This window comes from Streptomyces sp. NBC_00442, assembly GCF_036014195.1.
Classification (GTDB): domain Bacteria; phylum Actinomycetota; class Actinomycetes; order Streptomycetales; family Streptomycetaceae; genus Streptomyces.
Genome location: NZ_CP107918.1, coordinates 1062994 through 1079316, shown reverse-complemented (window position 1 = coordinate 1079316; position 16323 = coordinate 1062994). Strand labels below are relative to the sequence as shown.

14 protein-coding genes and 1 pseudogene are annotated in these 16323 nt (G+C 73.2%); 8 read left to right on the top strand and 7 right to left on the bottom strand.

Annotated features, from left to right (window positions below; translation table 11 throughout):
* Positions 1-25: 25 nt before the first annotated feature.
* Positions 26-919: a hypothetical protein gene (locus OG432_RS04935; RefSeq protein ID WP_328308091.1), complete on the bottom strand. Its 894-nt coding sequence runs from the start codon at positions 917-919 to the stop codon at positions 26-28.
* Positions 920-972: 53 nt separating this feature from the next.
* A complete protein-coding gene (locus OG432_RS04930; protein ID WP_328308088.1) occupies positions 973-2028 on the bottom strand; it encodes a lipoate--protein ligase family protein in 1056 nt (351 codons plus the stop codon).
* Between the two features lie 174 nt (positions 2029-2202).
* On the opposite strand from OG432_RS04930, the gene OG432_RS04925 reads away from it, so the two are divergent.
* On the top strand, positions 2203-3030 hold the full coding sequence (locus OG432_RS04925) for an inositol monophosphatase family protein (protein ID WP_328308086.1): 828 nt from the start codon (positions 2203-2205) through the stop codon (positions 3028-3030).
* Between the two features lie 150 nt (positions 3031-3180).
* Here the strand turns inward: OG432_RS04925 and OG432_RS04920 are convergent, their stop codons facing one another.
* On the bottom strand, positions 3181-3999 hold the full coding sequence (locus OG432_RS04920; protein WP_328308084.1) for a nucleotidyltransferase domain-containing protein: 819 nt from the start codon (positions 3997-3999) through the stop codon (positions 3181-3183).
* Positions 4000-4091: 92 nt separating this feature from the next.
* Here OG432_RS04920 and OG432_RS04915 point away from each other — a divergent pair, with 92 nt between their 5' ends.
* Both OG432_RS04915 and OG432_RS04910 read left to right on the top strand, forming a co-directional pair.
* Positions 4092-5507, top strand: coding sequence for a phytoene desaturase family protein (locus tag OG432_RS04915; protein WP_443058339.1), 1416 nt, complete (start codon positions 4092-4094; stop codon positions 5505-5507).
* Positions 5504-6025 carry an O-acetyl-ADP-ribose deacetylase gene (locus OG432_RS04910; protein WP_328308080.1) on the top strand — a complete coding sequence of 174 codons (522 nt, stop codon included), beginning with the start codon at positions 5504-5506 and terminating at the stop codon, positions 6023-6025. Before OG432_RS04915 ends, OG432_RS04910 begins: the two co-directional genes overlap by 4 nt.
* A 140-nt stretch (positions 6026-6165) precedes the next feature.
* On the opposite strand, the gene OG432_RS04905 is transcribed toward OG432_RS04910, so the two are convergent.
* A complete protein-coding gene (locus OG432_RS04905; RefSeq protein ID WP_328308078.1) occupies positions 6166-7044 on the bottom strand; it encodes a metallophosphoesterase family protein in 879 nt (292 codons plus the stop codon).
* Positions 7045-7389: 345 nt separating this feature from the next.
* Between OG432_RS04905 and OG432_RS04900 the strand changes: the two genes are divergently transcribed.
* The 3 genes and pseudogenes from OG432_RS04900 to OG432_RS04890 form a co-directional block, all read left to right on the top strand.
* Entirely contained in the window at positions 7390-8859 is a 1470-nt protein-coding gene (locus tag OG432_RS04900) for an AlkA N-terminal domain-containing protein (protein WP_328314999.1), read from the top strand.
* 12 nt (positions 8860-8871) lie between these two features.
* Positions 8872-9372, top strand: coding sequence for a methylated-DNA--[protein]-cysteine S-methyltransferase (locus OG432_RS04895; protein WP_443058338.1), 501 nt, complete (start codon positions 8872-8874; stop codon positions 9370-9372).
* Positions 9373-9501: 129 nt separating this feature from the next.
* Positions 9502-9670, top strand: a pseudogene (locus OG432_RS04890) (IS5/IS1182 family transposase); the annotation flags it as partial.
* Between the two features lie 306 nt (positions 9671-9976).
* Here the strand turns inward: OG432_RS04890 and OG432_RS04885 are convergent.
* Together OG432_RS04885 and OG432_RS04880 are read right to left on the bottom strand one after the other, a co-directional pair.
* Positions 9977-10189 (bottom strand): hypothetical protein, encoded by a 213-nt coding sequence (locus OG432_RS04885; protein ID WP_328315371.1) that lies wholly within the window; start codon positions 10187-10189, stop codon positions 9977-9979.
* A gap of 94 nt (positions 10190-10283) precedes the next feature.
* Entirely contained in the window at positions 10284-10796 is a 513-nt protein-coding gene (locus OG432_RS04880) for an NUDIX hydrolase (RefSeq protein WP_328308076.1), read from the bottom strand.
* A 263-nt stretch (positions 10797-11059) separates the two neighbouring features.
* Between OG432_RS04880 and OG432_RS04875 the strand changes: the two genes are divergently transcribed.
* Complete coding sequence (locus OG432_RS04875) at positions 11060-13159, top strand: S9 family peptidase (protein ID WP_328308074.1); 2100 nt, start codon at positions 11060-11062, stop codon at positions 13157-13159.
* Positions 13160-13161: 2 nt separating this feature from the next.
* On the opposite strand, the gene OG432_RS04870 is transcribed toward OG432_RS04875, so the two are convergent.
* Positions 13162-14877 carry a BCCT family transporter gene (locus OG432_RS04870; protein WP_328308072.1) on the bottom strand — a complete coding sequence of 572 codons (1716 nt, stop codon included), beginning with the start codon at positions 14875-14877 and terminating at the stop codon, positions 13162-13164.
* Between the two features lie 142 nt (positions 14878-15019).
* Here OG432_RS04870 and OG432_RS04865 point away from each other — a divergent pair, with 142 nt between their 5' ends.
* A complete protein-coding gene (locus OG432_RS04865; RefSeq protein ID WP_328308070.1) occupies positions 15020-16174 on the top strand; it encodes a glycerate kinase in 1155 nt (384 codons plus the stop codon).
* Positions 16175-16323 lie beyond the last annotated feature (149 nt).

Below are 16323 nucleotides of genomic sequence, written 5' to 3'. Positions count from 1 at the left end.
CGGCCGGGGCACTCGCCCCGGACCGTCAGTCCGCCGGGCCCGGCTCCCAGCCCGGCGCGCAGGCGTCGACGGCCCGCTGCCACGCGTCGGGGCCGCCCGGCAGGGGCCAGCCGCGGGTGAGGGCGGCGGCGTCCTCCAGGGCTGTGAGGTCCGCCGCGAACCTGCGGGACTCGTGCGAGATCAGCAAGGAGGCGAGCGGTCCGCCTTCCGCCTCCTGACGGTGTACGTGGTCCTCGTACGCCTCGATGCGCCGGTCCATCGCCGGCCCGGCCCAGCCGTCCGGCACGGCGCGGGTCAGGACGAGCAGCTCCGGGCGGCCGCCCTCCGCGAGCGCGGCCGTGAGGCGGTCGTGGCCGTCGAGCACGACGGGGGAGTTCAGGCCGCTGATCCACCACAGGAGCACCGGGGGCAGTACGCCCTCGCGGTACAGGCGGCGGAAGGCCTTCACGCGCGGGGCGTCCGGCGGGGACAGGCGGCGCAGGGGAAGCAGATCGCGGGCGTCCTCGACGGGGTCGCCGTAGCCGAACCAGGTCAGGTGGCCCCGGTCGGGATCGTGCGCGAGCAGCTTGGGCCAGTTGGCGTCGGCGAACCAGCGGGGCAGCGAGCCGAGCAGCCGCCAATCCCCCTGGTGCAGCGGCCCGTTGGGGCTCGCGCGCAGAGCGGCGCCGAAGTGGTGCGACCAGCGGGCCGAGCAGGGCCGCGAGGTGGCGAACGAGCGGGCCCGCGCGGCCCGCAGCGGCGGCACGGGCGAGACGTAGCGGCCCGTCCTCGCATAGTGCAGCCCCCGGCGGGAGGCCCGCTGCACCGCGAACAGGACCGGCTCCGCGCCTTGGCGCACAAGAAGCCGCCCGCCCGCCGCGGTCTCCACCCGCAGCGGCGCCACCTCGGGCCCGTCCAGCCGCATCGACCGCTCAGCCATCCACCGGTCCCCGTTCCTCCACGCCGTGCGCCGTCCTGCGGAACGCGCCGTTCCTACGGGACGCGCGCCGTCCACTCATCGGTGGCGAACTTGGCGGCCGCGAGCTCACGCGCCCGGACCATCTCCTCGTCCGTGACCCTGCCTTCGGAGAGACCGTACCGGGCGCGGAACGACGCGATCATCCGGTCGATGACGGCCTCGCGCGCGAGGCCGGTCTGGCGCCGCAGCGGGTCGACCCGCTTCTTCGCGCTCCTCGTGCCCTTGTCCGACAGCTTCTCCTTGCCGATGCGCAGCACGTCCGTCATCTTGTCCGCGTCGATGTCGTACGCCATCGTCACGTGGTGCAGCACCGCGCCGCCGCCCGCGACCATCCGCTTCTGCGCCGCCCCCGCGATCTTGCCGGCCTCCGTCGCGATGTCGTTGAGCGGCTGGTACCAGGCCTTGATCCCCATGTCGCCGAGCGCGCCGAGCACCCAGTCGTCGAGGTAGGCGTAGCTGTCCGCGAAGGACAGGCCCTGTACGAGGGCGTCGGGCACCGACAGCGAGTACGTGATGGTGTTGCCCGGCTCGATGAACATGGCACCGCCGCCGCTGATCCGCCGCACGACCGTGATGCCGTGGCGTTCGGCGCCCTCGGGGTCGACCTCGTTGCGCAGCGACTGGAAGCTGCCGATGACCACCGCGGGAGCGGCCCACTCCCACACCCGCAGGGTCGGCGGACGCCGGCCGGCCGCGACCTCGGCGGTGACGACCTCGTCGAGCGCCATGTGCAGGGCGGGCGGCTGCGGGCCGTCGTGGATCAGCTGCCAGTCGTAGTCGTTCCAGTCGGTGGCATGGGCCAGCGCACGGCGCACGGCCACCGCGACACCGTCGGACGACAGCCCGTACATGGTGGTGCCGGGCGGCAGGGCCGCGTCGATACGGGCCGAGAGGCCGGCCGCCGTGGTGTCGGCGGGGGCGCCTTCCAGGGCGCCGTCGATCGCCTCGATGGCCTCGTCGGGTTCGAGGAAGAAGTCGCCCGCGACCCGCACGTCCCGCAGGACGCCGTCGCGGGTCTCCAGATCGACGACGACGAGCTTGCCGCCGGGGACCTTGTATTCGCCGTGCACCGTTGTGCCTCCCTCTGCTCCGAGCCGGCTCAACGGTAGTCGGGCCCCGCGGTATTCCGCCCCGTGCCGCTCCACCGGCCGGGCCGGCCGGGATTCACGCGGGGGCCACGCGCTGTTCACCGGGGGATCGGACGCGGCTCGCCGGTTGTCAGTGCCGCGTGTTTTGCTGGACGCATGATCGACGAAGGTTTTCTCGCAGATGGTCCGGCATCGGTGGAAGAAGCCGTCCGCAAGGCGGCGGCCGCCGAGATCATGCCGCGCTTCCGGCAGCTCGCCGTGCACGAAATCACCGAGAAGAACGGCCCGCACGACCTCGTGACGGTCGCCGACCGGCTGGCGGAGGAGCATCTGACCGCCGCCCTCACGGCGATACTTCCCGGCTCGGTGGTCGTCGGCGAGGAGGCCGTGCACGCCGACCCGGCCATCTACGAGGCGCTGCGCGGCGAGGCGCCGGTGTGGATCGTCGACCCGGTCGACGGCACCCGACAGTTCGTCCGCGGCGAAGCGGGGTTCTGTACCCTGGTCGCGCTCGCCCACCACGGCGAACTCCTGGCGTCGTGGACGTACGCGCCCGCGCTCGACGAGATGGCCGTGGCGGTCCGGGGCCGGGGCGCCACCCTCAACGGCGAGCCGCTGCACGCCGGTTCACCCGAACCGGGCGCGGTGCTCCGGGTCGCCACCTCGCACCCGGACTACACGACGCCCGAGCAGAAGCGGGCCCTCCTGAGCCTGCGCACCGACGGGGTGGAGGCCGTGCCCTGCGGCTCGGCAGGCCTCGAATACCTGGCGATCGCCCGTGGGGAGCTGGACGCGCTGGCGTTCTCCTGGGAGTACGCCTGGGACCACGCGGCGGGGCTGCTCCTCGTCGCCGAGGCGGGCGGCGCGCAGACCACCGTCGCCGGGGTGCCGTTCCGTATCACCGGGGGCAACGCACTGCCGTTCACCGCGGCCCGCGACGCGGCGACGGCGGACCGCGTCCGTGGGCTCCTGGCGGGGGAGTGAGGGGAGCGGGACGGGGATTCTGGCGGGGCTGCCGGGCGGCCGGCTCCGGCGGGGTGTGACGCGGGCCCTCGGCGTGGTGCCCCCGGGGGTTCGGCGGGATGTGGCGCCGCGGAGCTCCGGCGGGGTGTGACACGAGGAGGCGGGGCGCCGTCAGGACAGGGCGGTCCGTACGTCGCCGACGAGCGTGTCCGCGAGGTCGACCGCCTCGATGCCGAGGACGGTCAGGGCGGCCGCCGTCCGCTCGGCGAAGCGCGGGGGCGTCGCGGGCAGAGCGGCCGCCGAGGCCAGCGCACCCTTCTCGTTGAGCAGCCAGCGCCGGTGATGGGCGTGCAGCGACTGGGCGAGGACGCCGAAGGCCCGCGACAGGCACAGCGACACGTGCAGCACATCGCCCGAGCCGGCCGACTTGCGCGCGGCCGCCACGGAGAACTCCGCCTCCCAGGCGGCCGCGACCAGCGCCGCCCGCAGCGGCTCCGGATAGCGCCGCGTCCGTACCTGAAGTCGCGTCAACTCGCCCTGGGGATCGGCCAGTACGCGGCCGAGGGCGACCTCCCCGGGATAGGCGGGCGACCAGAAGCCGAGCGGGTGACCCGGCTGCACACCGACCTCGTACCGGCCCTCGACGCACCGCGCCCAGACGTGTTCCACCCGGTCGAGGTCGCGCAGGATCCAGTCGACCGCGACGCCGTCGAGCGTCAGCCAGGCGCCGCCGTTCACCCAGGGGCCCCAGCCGCCGGGCCCCGCCACCTCCACCGGGGCGCCCGTGACCTCTTCGGCCAGCCGGGCCAGCGCGCCAACGTCCGGCTCGCCGCGGTAATAGACACCCAGGTCCCAGTCGGAGTCCGGCCGGTGCGTGCCGCGGGCGCGGCTGCCGCCCAGGGCGACGGCCCGCACCCCGGGCACCTCGGTGAGCCGCTCGGCGAGAGCGAGGACGCGGGCGCTGAAGGCGGAGTCCGGCTGCGAGTTCACCGGCCGGACGCTACCCCGGGCCGGATTGTCGGTGCACCCGGAATATCCTGGGGCCCCTGGCCGTGGTGTGAGGAAAGTCCGAGGTGGCGCCGATGCTCGATGCAGTCGTCGTGGGGGCGGGCCCCAACGGGCTGACCGCCGCCGTCGAACTGGCAAGGAGGGGACTGGGCGTCGAGGTCTTCGAGGCCAAGGACACCGTGGGCGGCGGCGCCCGGACCGAGGAGCTCACCCTCCCGGGCTTCCGCCACGACCCGTGCTCCGCGGTCCACCCGCTGGGCATCGGCTCGCCCGTCTTCGCCACCATGCCGCTGAAGCGGTACGGACTGGAATGGCTGCACCCCGAGCTGCCGATGGCGCACCCCTTCGACGACGGCACGGCCGCGGTCCTGTCCCGGTCGGTCGCCGAGACCGCGGGCTCCTTCGGCCCGCGCGACGCCGGCGCCTACCGCCGTCTGATCGCCCCCTACCTCGGCAAGTGGGACGTTCTGGCACGGGACTTCATGTCGCTGCCGTCGACCGCGCTGCCGCGCGACCCCCTCGGCCTCGCGCGGTTCGGCGCGGTGGGCCTGCCGCCGTACAGCTGGCTGATGCGCCGCTTCCGCGACGACCGGGCGCGCGCCCTGATGGCCGGCCTCGTCGCCCATGTCATCGCCCCGCTGAACGGCATCGCCACCGCGGGCGTCGGTCTGCTCTTCGCGCTCGCCGCGCACGAGAACGGCTGGCCGCTGCCGCGCGGCGGCTCCCAGTCGATCTCCGACGCGCTCACCGCGTACCTGCGGGACCTGGGCGGAGCCGTCCACACCGGGTTCGAGGTGAAGCGCCTTGACGACCTGCCGCCGGCCCGCGCCTACCTCTTCGACACCTCGCCGACCGCTCTCGCCCGGATCGCGGGCCTGGGCCGCGCCTACGACGGCTACCGGTACGGAGCCGCCGCCTTCAAGATCGACTACGCCCTGGACGGGCCCGTGCCGTGGACCGCGCACGAGGCCCGGATGGCCGGCACGGTCCAGATCGGGCCGTCGAGCCGCGAGATCGGCGCCGCCCTCAGCCAGGCCTCCACCGGCACCGCGCCCGCGACGCCGTTCCTGATCACGGCCCAGCCGAGCCTCGTCGACGCGTCCCGCGCGCCCGAGGGAAAGCATGTGTTCTGGGCGTACGGGCACGTCCCCAACGGGTGGGAGGGCGACGCCACGGACGCCATCGAGCGGCAGATCGAGCGGTTCGCGCCCGGGTTCCGCGACCGGGTTCTGGCTCGGGCGACCGCGGGCCCGCCCCAGCTCGCCGCCCGCAACGCCAACTACGTCGGCGGCGACATCGCCTGCGGCGCGGCCCGCGGCCTCCAGCTGCTGCTCCGCCCGAAGGTCTCCCTCTTCCCCTACACGACCCGGCACCCCTCGGTGTTCCTGTGCTCGTCGGCCGCCTGGCCGGGCCCCGGCGTGCACGGCATGTCCGGCCACAACGCGGCGAAGGCCGTGTGGCGCGCCCTGCGCAGGGCGGACCTGCGGTGACGGCGGCGCGGGCGGAGATCGTCCTGGTGCGCGGCGACATCACCGAACAGGAGGTCGACGCCATCGTCAACGCGGCGAACTCCTCGCTTCTCGGCGGCGGCGGGGTGGACGGCGCGATCCACCGGCGGGGCGGCCCGGCTGTCCTCGCCGCATGCCGTGACCTGCGGGCCTCGCAGTACGGCAAGGGCCTGGCCACGGGCCGGGCGGTCGCCACCACGGCGGGCCTGCTGCCCGCACGCCACGTGATCCACACGGTCGGCCCGGTGTACCGGGCCGGCAGCGGTGACGAGCCGCTGCTCGCCTCCTGCTACCGGGAGTCGCTCCGGGTGGCCGACGAGCTCGGTGCGCGCACGGTCGCGTTCCCGGCTATCTCCACGGGGGTCTACGCGTGGCCCGTCGAGGATGCCGCGCGCATCGCGGTGGACGCGGTGCGGGGCGCGAGGACGGCGGTGGAAGAGGTCAGGTTCGTGCTCTTCGACGAGCGGGCGTACGCCGCCTTCGCCGAGCAGGTCGGCTGAGGACCGTCGGCCGACGTCCATAGGGTGCGTCCATTGACTGACGTTCCGTCACTGACCCTGCGTCGAAGGGGAGTTGGGGACTCCGGCGTGCACTGTCACCGGAACCGGAACCGGAACCGGAACCGGCAACGGCTTCCCGGTCAGCCCGTCCGGTGCTTGAGGGCCGGCGCCTCGTGTTCGGCCGGGACCGGCAGGATGCGGCGCAGCTGACCCGGCGCGCTCGGACGGGTGCGCCATTCGCGGGGATAGCCGAGCGACACCTCCTCGAAGCGGACCCCCTCGTGCCAGGTGGTCCGGGGGATGTGGAGATGGCCGTACACCATGGCGGACACGCGGAACCTGCGGTGCCAGTCGGCGGTCAGCAGGGTGCCGCACCACATGGCGAACTCGGGGTACCACAGGACGTCCATGGGGTGGCGGTGCAACGGGTAGTGGTTGACCAGGACCGTGGGCAGGTCGTCGGGCAGCGCGGTGAGCCTGCGCTCCGTCTCGGCCACCCGGGCCCGGCACCAGGCCTCGCGGCTCGGGTAGGGGTCGGGGTGCAGCAGGTACTCGTCGTTGCAGACGACGCCGGTCCCGTAGGCGTAGGCGAGCCCCTCGCTCTTGGTGGTCCTGCCGGCCGGCAGGAGGGTGTAGTCGTACAGCAGGAACAGCGGCGCGACGGCGACCGGGCCGCCGGGACCGTCCCAGACCGGGTACGGGTCCTCCGGGGTGAGCACGCCCAGGTCGCGGCACATCTCGACCAGGTGTGAGTAGCGAGCGGCGCCCCGCAGGGTGACGTCGTCCTTCGCATGCGTCCACAGTTCGTGATTGCCGGGGGCCCAGACGACCTTGCGGAAGCGGCTCGCCAGGGTGGCGAGGGCCCAGCGGATGTCGGCGGCCTTCTCGGCGACGTCCCCGGCCACCAGGAGCCAGTCGTCGTCGGAACCGGGCACCATCTTCTCCACCAGGGCGCGGTTCTCGGCGTATCCGATGTGCAGGTCGCTGATGGCCAGCAACCGCCCCTTGCCGTCCGCCATCGGTGCCCCCTCGTTCCGCCCGCGTGATCACGCCCACGAGACCACACTCCGCGCCGACCGGACAAGTGTTCACGCCACCGCCCGAAGCTCGTGCGGACCCCACGCGCGACCGCGCCGCCGCCTCGCGCCCGTGCCCACATCGGATCCCGCGACCGCCCCACCCCGGAACCGATGGAAGCCCCTCCCGTGCGGGGAAGCCTCGCGTGCATGGAGGCCCCCCGTGCACGGATGGCCCGCGTACCCCGTACGGCTCCCAGGCCCCGCGAGCTCGATGTCGGATTCTCGCCAGCGGGGGCGGGGTCCGTGTCGGATGCTTGAGCCATGCCTCCCGTCGCTCCCGCACCGATGCACACCGACACCGAGCGCTGCGTGCGCGCCGTTCAGTCGAAGGACGCGCGCTTCGACGGCTGGTTCTTCACGGCGGTCCTCACCACCCGCATCTACTGCCGGCCCAGCTGCCCGGTCGTGCCGCCCAAGGTCGAGAACATGACCTTCTACCCGAGCGCGGCCGCCTGTCAGCAGGCGGGGTTCCGGGCCTGCAAGCGGTGCCGCCCCGACACGACACCCGGCTCGCCGCAGTGGAACGCGCGCGCCGACACCGTCGCCCGCGCCATGCGCCTCATCCGTGACGGAGTCGTCGACCGCGAAGGCGTGCCGGGGCTCGCGTCCCGCCTCGGCTACAGCGCCCGCCAGATCGAGCGCCAGTTGCTCGCCGAGCTCGGCGCGGGCCCCCTGGCCCTCGCGAGGGCGCAGCGCGCGCAGACCGCGCGGCTGCTCATCGAGACGACCCCGTTGCCCATGGCGGAGGTCGCCTTCGCCGCCGGGTTCTCCTCGATCCGCACCTTCAACGACACCGTCCGCGAGGTGTTCGGGCTCGCCCCGACCGAGCTGCGGGCCCGCGCCACACCGGGCATCGCCGGCCAGACGCCGGGCGCGATCACCCTGCGGCTGCCCTTCCGGGCCCCGCTGACCCCGGACAATCTGTTCGGGCACCTCGCGGCGACCGGAGTCCCCGGAGTCGAGGAGTGGCGCGACGGCGCGTTCCGCCGCACTCTGTCCCTCCCGTACGGGCACGGCATCGCCGAGCTCACGCCACAGCCCGAACACATCGGCTGCGTGCTCCACCTCACCGACCTCCGTGATCTCACCATCGCCATCAGCAGGTGCCGCTGGATGCTCGACCTGGACGCCGATCCCGTCGCCGTGGACGACCGGCTGCGCACCGACCCGCTGCTCGCGCCGCTGGTCGACAAGGCGCCGGGGCGGCGGGTGCCGCGCACGGTCGACGCCGCCGAGTTCGCGGTGCGGGCGGTGCTCGGCCAGCAGGTCTCGACGGCCGCCGCCCGCACGCACGCGGCCCGACTGGTGGTCGCGCACGGTCAGGGCGTCCACGATCCGGCGGGCGGCCTCACCCACCTCTTTCCGACGCCCGCCCAGCTCGCGGAGATCGACCCGGAGACGCTGGCCCTGCCGCGCAGCCGTCGCGCCACGCTCACCACGCTCGTCGCGGCCCTCGCCGACGGCACCCTCAGGCTCGGTCTCGACAGCGACTGGGACCTGGCGCGCGCCCAGCTCATGGAGCTGCCCGGCTTCGGACCCTGGACCGTCGAGGTGATCGCGATGCGCGCGCTCGGCGACCCGGACGCCTTCCTGCCGACCGACCTCGGCATGCGCCGGGCCGCCCAGAACCTCGGGCTGCCGTCCACGCCCGCCGCGCTCACCGCGTCCGCTGCCGCCTGGCGGCCCTGGCGGGCCTACGCCGTCCAGTACCTCTGGGCGACGGAAGACCATGCCATCAACTACCTTCCCGCGTAAGGAGGTTCCGTCGTGCCGCACATCACGCACACCGTCGTGGACAGCCCCTACGGTCCGCTCACCCTCGTCGCAGCCGACGGCGTGCTGAGCCGTCTCTACATGGAGAACCAGCGTCACCGTCCACCGCAGGAGACCTTCGGCGAGCGCGCCGACGGCGGCCCCTTCCCCGAGGTGATCCGCCAGCTGGAGGCGTACTTCGCGGGTGAACTCACCCAATTCGACTTGGACTTGAACATGCTGGGCACCCCTTTCCAGCAGCGCGTCTGGCATCAGCTCCAGCAGATCCCGTACGGCCGGACCCGTTCCTACGGCGAGCTGGCCGAAGCCCTCGGCAGCCCGAACGCGTCCCGCGCGGTGGGCCTGGCCAACGGCAAGAACCCGGTGGGCATCATCGTCCCCTGCCACCGCGTCATCGGCGCCAACGGCAGCCTCACCGGCTACGGCGGCGGCCTCGACCGCAAGCAGCGGCTGCTGGCCTTCGAGAGGGGCGAGACGGAGGACGCGCTCTTCTAGGCCGCCCCTCTCGGACCCCGCCCGCGCCGCCCCCGATGCCCCGGCCGCCGTCCCCGATGCCCCGCCCGGCCGCCCCGTCAGCCGGGCGCGTCCCCCTGGCCGAGCGTGCTGCGGAGCGGGGCAGCGCGTCCGCGGGTCGCGCGCAAGGGCATCGAGTCCTCCCAGCGCCTGGGCCGCGATCGCTGGACCGTGGAAACGCACCGTCGCTCGGCCGGCCGGGTGCCGCCGCCTGCACCGCCGCTACGAACGAAGGGCCGAGCACTTCCCGGCCTTCGTCGGCATCGCCGCCGCCCTGATCCGTCTTACCGCCGGCTCTCCCGACGAGCCGCGCGCTCAGAGCGGCCCCAACTCGGGATACAGCCGCTCTACAGCGACCGGGCGGGGCGGGGTACGACGACTCACCGGCGTCTTTGACGCGTTGTCCCTGCGAGACGCATGGACCCTACGGCCCGGGTCCGACAACCAGCCCCCGGCCTCCACCCTTGGGGTTGACGCGGTGAGGAGCTCACGTGCTCATCACCCATCGCACCCCTGCGACGACCCCGAAGACAAGGGCGGGTGCCAACCACCATGCGCGCACGACCAGCCGCACCGATGGCATCGCTCACAGCATCACCGTCGCACCGGTAGACCCGATGGTGAGGAGGCACGAAACGGCGATGCCTGCGAACGCGTCGCGGTCCCAGGCCCCATAGGGGTGGATGGTCAGCGCCGTCCGGCAGAAGAACGCGGCAATGAGTGCAAGCAGGGAGGACGGGACGGCGAGTACCAGGCGAAGGCAGCCGCTGTCGTCCTCGACGTGGTGAGGGTCAGTCATCGGCTTAGTGCGTTCCTCGCATCGTCGAGATGGCGCATATGTGCGCGACGGAACGACCCGCGCCGGTCCGTGCGGCACAGTGGACCGGAATCGCTCAGCCCACCCGCTGCCCGTTCTCCAGCTCCGCCGTGCCGTGCCCCTGCGCCAGGACGTCGAGCGCCGCGAGCACCCGGCCGCAGAGCGGGGAGGGAAGGTAGGTGGACAGTTCGTCGCGCGCGGCCAGGCGCCAGGAGATGAGCTCCTCCTCCTGGAGGCGGATCGCGCGCAGTTGGGTCTCGTCGAGGACTCCGCCGTCGTAGACGTAGCCGACGATCGGCGGGCGGGCCGTGCCGGGCGTCCAGTCCACCGCGAGGAGCCTGCCCGGCTCCAGGTCGAGGCCGATCTCTTCGAGGGTCTCGCGGCGAGCCCCCTGACGCGGGGTCTCTCCGGTGTCGGACTCGATGGTGCCGCCCGGCAGCCCCCAGCCCTCGCGGTAGTTGGGCTCGACGAGCAGCACCCTGCCCCCGGCGTCCCGGAACAGCGTGGCGGCCCCGGCGAGGACACGCGGGAGTCCGGCGATGTAGGCGGCGTAGTCGTTGTCGGGGGCGGTGAGGTTGTCGGTCGTCATGTCGAGAAGCCTAGGGGGCCGGTGGGGGCGGGACCGGCACGCCGGGCGCGTCGTACGCCCTGTCCGGCGCCCGGAGTTGATGCCGCAGGACGAGGTCGTGGACTTGTTCGTTCCTGACTCCTGGGTGCTAACATGCCTGCGGTCCGGCTGAGATCGTCGCCGCGTGACAACTGACGGGGCCACCGCGCCCCCACCCCCTTCAGGCTCCAGGTCATCGACCTGGAGCCTTTTTCGTGTCACCGCACCCGCACAGATGGACGATCATGGACATCGATGGCTTTCCCCGTCAGTTCGCCAGGACCCGCCGCTTCACGCTCGGAGTGCCCCGCGACATCACCGTCTCCCCTGACGGCGACCGCGTGCTGTTCCTCCGTTCGGAATCCGGCGTCGATCCGCGTGCCCACCTGTGGATGTACGAGGGCGGTCAGGAGCGGATCCTGGCCGGGCCCACGACGGCCTACGCGACCGACCGCGATGTCCGGGTCGTGGCCCACCTGCTCGACGGCTCGCTGTGGACGGTGCGTACGGACGGCGGCGGCCCGCCGCGCCGCATCCCCACGGCCGGCCCGGTGAGGGACCCCCGCCCGTCCCCGGACGGCACCCTCATCGCCTACGTCGCCCGAGGCGCCCTGCGCGTGGTGGGTACCGACGGAACGGGTGACCGGCCGCTCGCCGTACCCGAGTCCGCGGACATCACCTACGGGCTGCCCGACCACACCGCTGTCGAGTCCATCGGCAGAACGCGCGGCCACTGGTGGTCTCCGGACGGCGACGCGCTGCTCGTCGCCCGGGTCGACACCTCCGGGGTGGAGCGCCGGTGGCTGAGCGATCCCTCGGATCCCGGCCGGGTGCCCCGGTCGGTCCCGTACCCGGCGGCCGGCACGGTCAACGCGGTCACCTCGCTGCACCTGATGACGGTCGCCGGCGGCCACACACCCGTACAACTGCCGCACCGGGCGCCCGCGAAGGACGCGCCGACCGGCAGCTGGGGGCTCGCGTTCGAGTACGTCGTCAGTGCCGACTGGCAGAGCGCGGGGCCCGTCATCGGCCTTCAGACCCGGGATCAGAAGACGATGTGGGTCCTGCGGGCCGACCCCGCGACCGGCGCTGTCGAGCCACTGGCCCGGCAGAGGGACGAGGACTGGATCGAGTACCCTCCGGGCGCTCCGCTGCACACCGCGGCGGGGATGCTGGTGCTGCCCGAGGTCCGCGGCGACGAGCGCACCATCCGCCTCGGCGATGTGCTCGCTCCGGCCGGGCTCCACGTCCGTGCGGTGCTCGGCTCGGTGGGGGAACGGGTGCTGTTCACCGCGAGCGAGGAGCCGACGGAGGAACACGTCTGGGCGTACGAGGCCGGGCGCGGCTTCGAGCGGCTGACGCACACCCCGGGGGTGCATACGGCCACGGCCGGGGGCGACACCCTGGTGGTGGACAGCAGAACCCTGGACGGGCACACGGTGACGGTGCTGCGGGACGGCGAGCCGCAAGGCAGGATCGCGGTCCTGGCGCAGCAGCCCCTGGTCACCCCGCGGCCGGCCCATCTGCCGCTGGGGGAGCGGAAGTTGCGCGGCCGACTTCATCTGCCGTCCTGGTACGAGCCGGGCATGCCCCGGCTCCCGGTGCTGCTCAGCCCGTACGCCGGACCCGGCATGCAGATCGTGACGAAGGCGAACGGGTGGCACACGGCGGTCTGCCAGTGGTACGCCGAGCACGGCTTCGCGGTGCTGGCCACGGACGGGCGCGGCACCCCCGGGCGAGGGGTGCGGTGGCAGCGGGCCGTCGTGGGTGACCGGCTCGGCCCGGTGCTCGACGACCAGATCGACGGGCTGCACGCCGCCGCCGAACACTGCGACGCCCTGGACCTGGGCCGCGTGGGCATCCGCGGCTGGTCGTTCAGCGGCTACCTCGCCGCCGGGGCCGTGCTGCACCGTCCCGACGTGTTCCACGCGGCCGTCGCGGGGGCGCCGCCGACCGACCGGCGCCTGTACGACACGTACTGGGAGGAGCGCTACCTCGGCCACCCGGATCTGGAGCCGCTCGACTACGAGCGCAGCTCCTTGCTGCCGGTCGCCGGGAATCTGACCCGTCCTCTGATGCTCGTCCACGGACTCGCCGACGAGAATGTGGCCCCCGCACACACACTGCGTCTCTCGGCGGCATTGGTCGCGGCAGGCCGGCCCCACCGGGTGCTGCTGTTGCCGGGGGTGGGGCACATGGTGACCGGGGAAGGCGTCGCGGACACCCTGCTCACGCTGGAACTGGACTTCCTGAAAAGCTCCTTGGGAGCGGGAGCGGGCGCCGGGCCGGGGATCCGGCCCGATGCCCCGCCCGTGTCGTCGGGGCCGGCGCGCCCCCGCTCGTGACGTCAGAGCTGGGGCGGGCCCGAACCATCGTCGCCCGTACGGGACTTGGCGGCCCGGCGCAGCCTGTGGTGCAGGGCGGGGTTCTGTTCGGTGATCGCGTCCCCCACCATCGCCCGTACCGCGTCGCGCAGTCCGTGCAGCGCTCCGTGGCGCGAGGGTCCCGCGCCGGGGTCCTCGCGCAGCTCCTTCACCAGCGACCAGCACAGACCCAGCATCACGAGGACGAAGGGGAGCGCCACCAGGATCGTCGCCGTCTGGAGGGACTGGAGGCCGCCCGCGACGAGCAGGACCGCGGCGACCGCCGCCATCAGAACGCCCCACATCACCACGAGCCATGTCGGGGGGTGCAGCGAGCCCCGGCTGGTGAGCGAGCCCATCACGAGGGAGGCCGAGTCCGCGCTGGTGATGAAGTACGTCATGACCAGGACCATCGCGATGTACGAGGTGACGGTGCCGATCGGCAGCGCGTCCAGCATCGCGAAGAGCGAGGCCTCGGCGCCGTCCTTCACCGTGCCGGCGAGGTCGGCCGCGCCCGTGGATTCGAGACGGATCGCGGTGCCGCCCATGACGCAGAACCAGATCACGGTCGCGCCGCTCGGCACCAGCAGCACCCCGACGAGGAACTCGCGGATCGTGCGGCCCCGCGAGATACGAGCGATGAAGGTGCCGACGAACGGCGCCCAGGACAGCCACCACGCCCAGTAGAAGATCGTCCAGGCACCCAGCCACGCGCGGTCGGTGAACGCGCCCGTGCGGCTCGCCATGGGGAGCAGATCGTGGAGATAGCCGCCGATCGAAGCCGGGATCGTGTCCAGGACGTAGACGGTGGGACCCAGCAGGAAGACGAACAGCATCAGCACCGCCGCGAGCACGATGTTGATGGTGGACAGCCACTTCACGCCCTTGTGGAGGCCCGAGAAGGCGGAGAGCACGAAGGCCGCCGACAGCGAGGCGATGATGACGAGCTGGGTCGTCCGTGAGTTGCCGATGCCCGAAGTGATGTCGAGTCCCTCGGCGACCTGGAGCGCCCCGAGCCCCAGGCTGGTCGCGGTGCCGAAGACGGTCGCGAAGACGGCCAGCAGATCGATGCACTTGCCGGCCGGTCCTTCGGCCCGCCGCGCGCCGATGAGGGGGACGAAGGCGGAGGAGAGCCGGTTGCCGCGCTGCTTGCGAAAGCCCGCGTACGCGAGCGCGAGGCCCGCGATGCCGTAGATCGCCCAGGGGGTGAGCGTCCAGTGGAAGAAGGAGTACTCCAGAGCGGTGCGGGCGGCGTCGCCCGTGCCGGGCAGCGCACCGGTCGCCGGCGGAGGGCTGAGGAAATGGGTGAGGGGTTCGCCGACCCCGTAGAACATCAGGCCGATGCCCATGCCGGCGCTGAACATCATCGCGATCCACGCCAGATTGGTGAACTCGGGCTCGGAGTCGTCGGCGCCCAGCCTGATCCGCCCGTACCGGCTGATGGCGAGGACCACGCACAGCACCAGGAAGGTGTCGGCGGCGACCACGAAGAGCCAGGCGAAGTTGTTCAGGACCCAGGCGAGCGCGGTCGACGAGGCGCTGTCGAAGGAGCTCTTGCCGAGGGCCGCCCAGGCCACCGCGGCCGCCACGGCGAGCACACCGATGGTGATCACGGTGCGGTCGGGCGAGGGGTCGAGGTCACTGGGCGCATCGCCCGGCGGGGTGCCGGAGCCGGAATGATCGATCGAATCCATGCTCATGGCGCCCCACTATGGTAGGCAATGTGCCCATTTTGTGGGGTGGCGCGCCGCCCGTGGGTCCGGGCAGCTATGGGCAGGCGAGCGCCGGGCGGATAGGGTCTGAAGCGGCGCGACTGCCTGTTCGAAAGCAAGGGATAGCAAGGTGACGGACGGCGCAGTTTTGGAGACCGCCCGCGTACTCGTAGCGGCGGACAAGTTCAAGGGCTCGCTCACGGCCGTAGAGGTCGCCGAGCGGGTGACGGCCGGGCTGCGGCGGGTCGTCCCGGATCTGCGGGTGGACACCCTGCCGGTCGCGGACGGCGGCGACGGCACGGTGGCGGCCGCGGTGGCGGCCGGATTCGAGCGCCGCGAGGCGCTGGTCACCGGACCGCTCGGCACCCCGGTGACCGCCGCGTACGCGGTGCGCGACGGCGTGGCCGTGGTCGAGATGGCGGAGGCCTCCGGGCTCCAGCACCTTCCCGACGGTGTCTTCGCGGCGACCACCGCCAGCACGTACGGGTCGGGGGAGCTGCTGCTCGCCGCGCTCGACGCGGGCGCACGGACCATCGTGTTCGGCGTGGGCGGCAGCGCGACGACCGACGGCGGGGCCGGCATGCTGGCCGCGCTGGGCGCCCGCTTCCTGGACGCCGCGGGCGAGCCCGTCGGCCCCGGCGGCGGCGCGCTCGCCGACCTCGCGACGGCCGACCTCTCCGGTCTCGACGCCCGCTTCAAGGACGTGGAACTCGTCCTTGCCAGCGACGTCGACAACCCGCTGACCGGCCCCAAGGGCGCACCCGCGGTCTACGGTCCGCAGAAGGGCGCATCGCCCGATGACGTGGCGAGCCTGGACGCGGCGCTGGCCCACTACGCCAAGGTCCTCGAAGGGGTGCTCGGCGCGAAGGCCGCGGAGGCCGCGCTCGCCCCGGGCGCCGGCGCGGCCGGCGGCATCGGCTACGGCGCGCTGGTCGCCCTGGACGCCACGTTCCGTCCCGGCATCGAGGTCATGCTCGACGTGCTCGGCTTCGCACCCGCGCTCGCCGGGGCCACCCTGGTCATCACGGGCGAGGGCTCGCTCGACGAGCAGACCCTGCACGGCAAGGCCCCGGCGGGCGTCGCGGCAGCCGCGCGCGCGGCGGGCATCGAGGTCGTCGCGGTCTGCGGCCGCCTGCTGCTCCAGCCCGGCCAGCTCGGCGAGGCGGGCATCCGCCGCGCCTACGCGCTCACCGACCTGGAGCCCGACCCGGCCCGCTGCATGGCCAACGCCGGCCCGCTGCTCGAACGGGTCGCCCAGAACATCGCGGGCGACTTCCTGCGCTAGATCCCGGCAACCCGAACGGCCCCCCTCGCGACGAGCGAGGGGGGCCGTTCTGTCGTTCCCTGGACGGGAAGCCGCCCCTTGCGAACGCACCGAGGTGCACACCCCCGCCTCTCGTGAGACACTGATGTCTCATTCGATACTGGAGTGTT

Coding starts and splice junctions, on each gene's coding strand:
- OG432_RS04935 (WP_328308091.1), bottom strand. CDS start 919: ATGGCTGAGCGGTCGATGCGGCTGGACGGGCCCGAGGTGGCGCCGCTG.
- OG432_RS04925 (WP_328308086.1), top strand. CDS start 2,203: ATGATCGACGAAGGTTTTCTCGCAGATGGTCCGGCATCGGTGGAAGAA.
- OG432_RS04915 (WP_443058339.1), top strand. CDS start 4,092: ATGCTCGATGCAGTCGTCGTGGGGGCGGGCCCCAACGGGCTGACCGCC.
- OG432_RS04905 (WP_328308078.1), bottom strand. CDS start 7,044: ATGGCGGACGGCAAGGGGCGGTTGCTGGCCATCAGCGACCTGCACATC.
- OG432_RS04900 (WP_328314999.1), top strand. CDS start 7,390: ATGCACACCGACACCGAGCGCTGCGTGCGCGCCGTTCAGTCGAAGGAC.
- OG432_RS04885 (WP_328315371.1), bottom strand. CDS start 10,189: ATGACTGACCCTCACCACGTCGAGGACGACAGCGGCTGCCTTCGCCTG.
- OG432_RS04880 (WP_328308076.1), bottom strand. CDS start 10,796: ATGACGACCGACAACCTCACCGCCCCCGACAACGACTACGCCGCCTAC.
- OG432_RS04875 (WP_328308074.1), top strand. CDS start 11,060: ATGGACATCGATGGCTTTCCCCGTCAGTTCGCCAGGACCCGCCGCTTC.
- OG432_RS04870 (WP_328308072.1), bottom strand. CDS start 14,877: ATGAGCATGGATTCGATCGATCATTCCGGCTCCGGCACCCCGCCGGGC.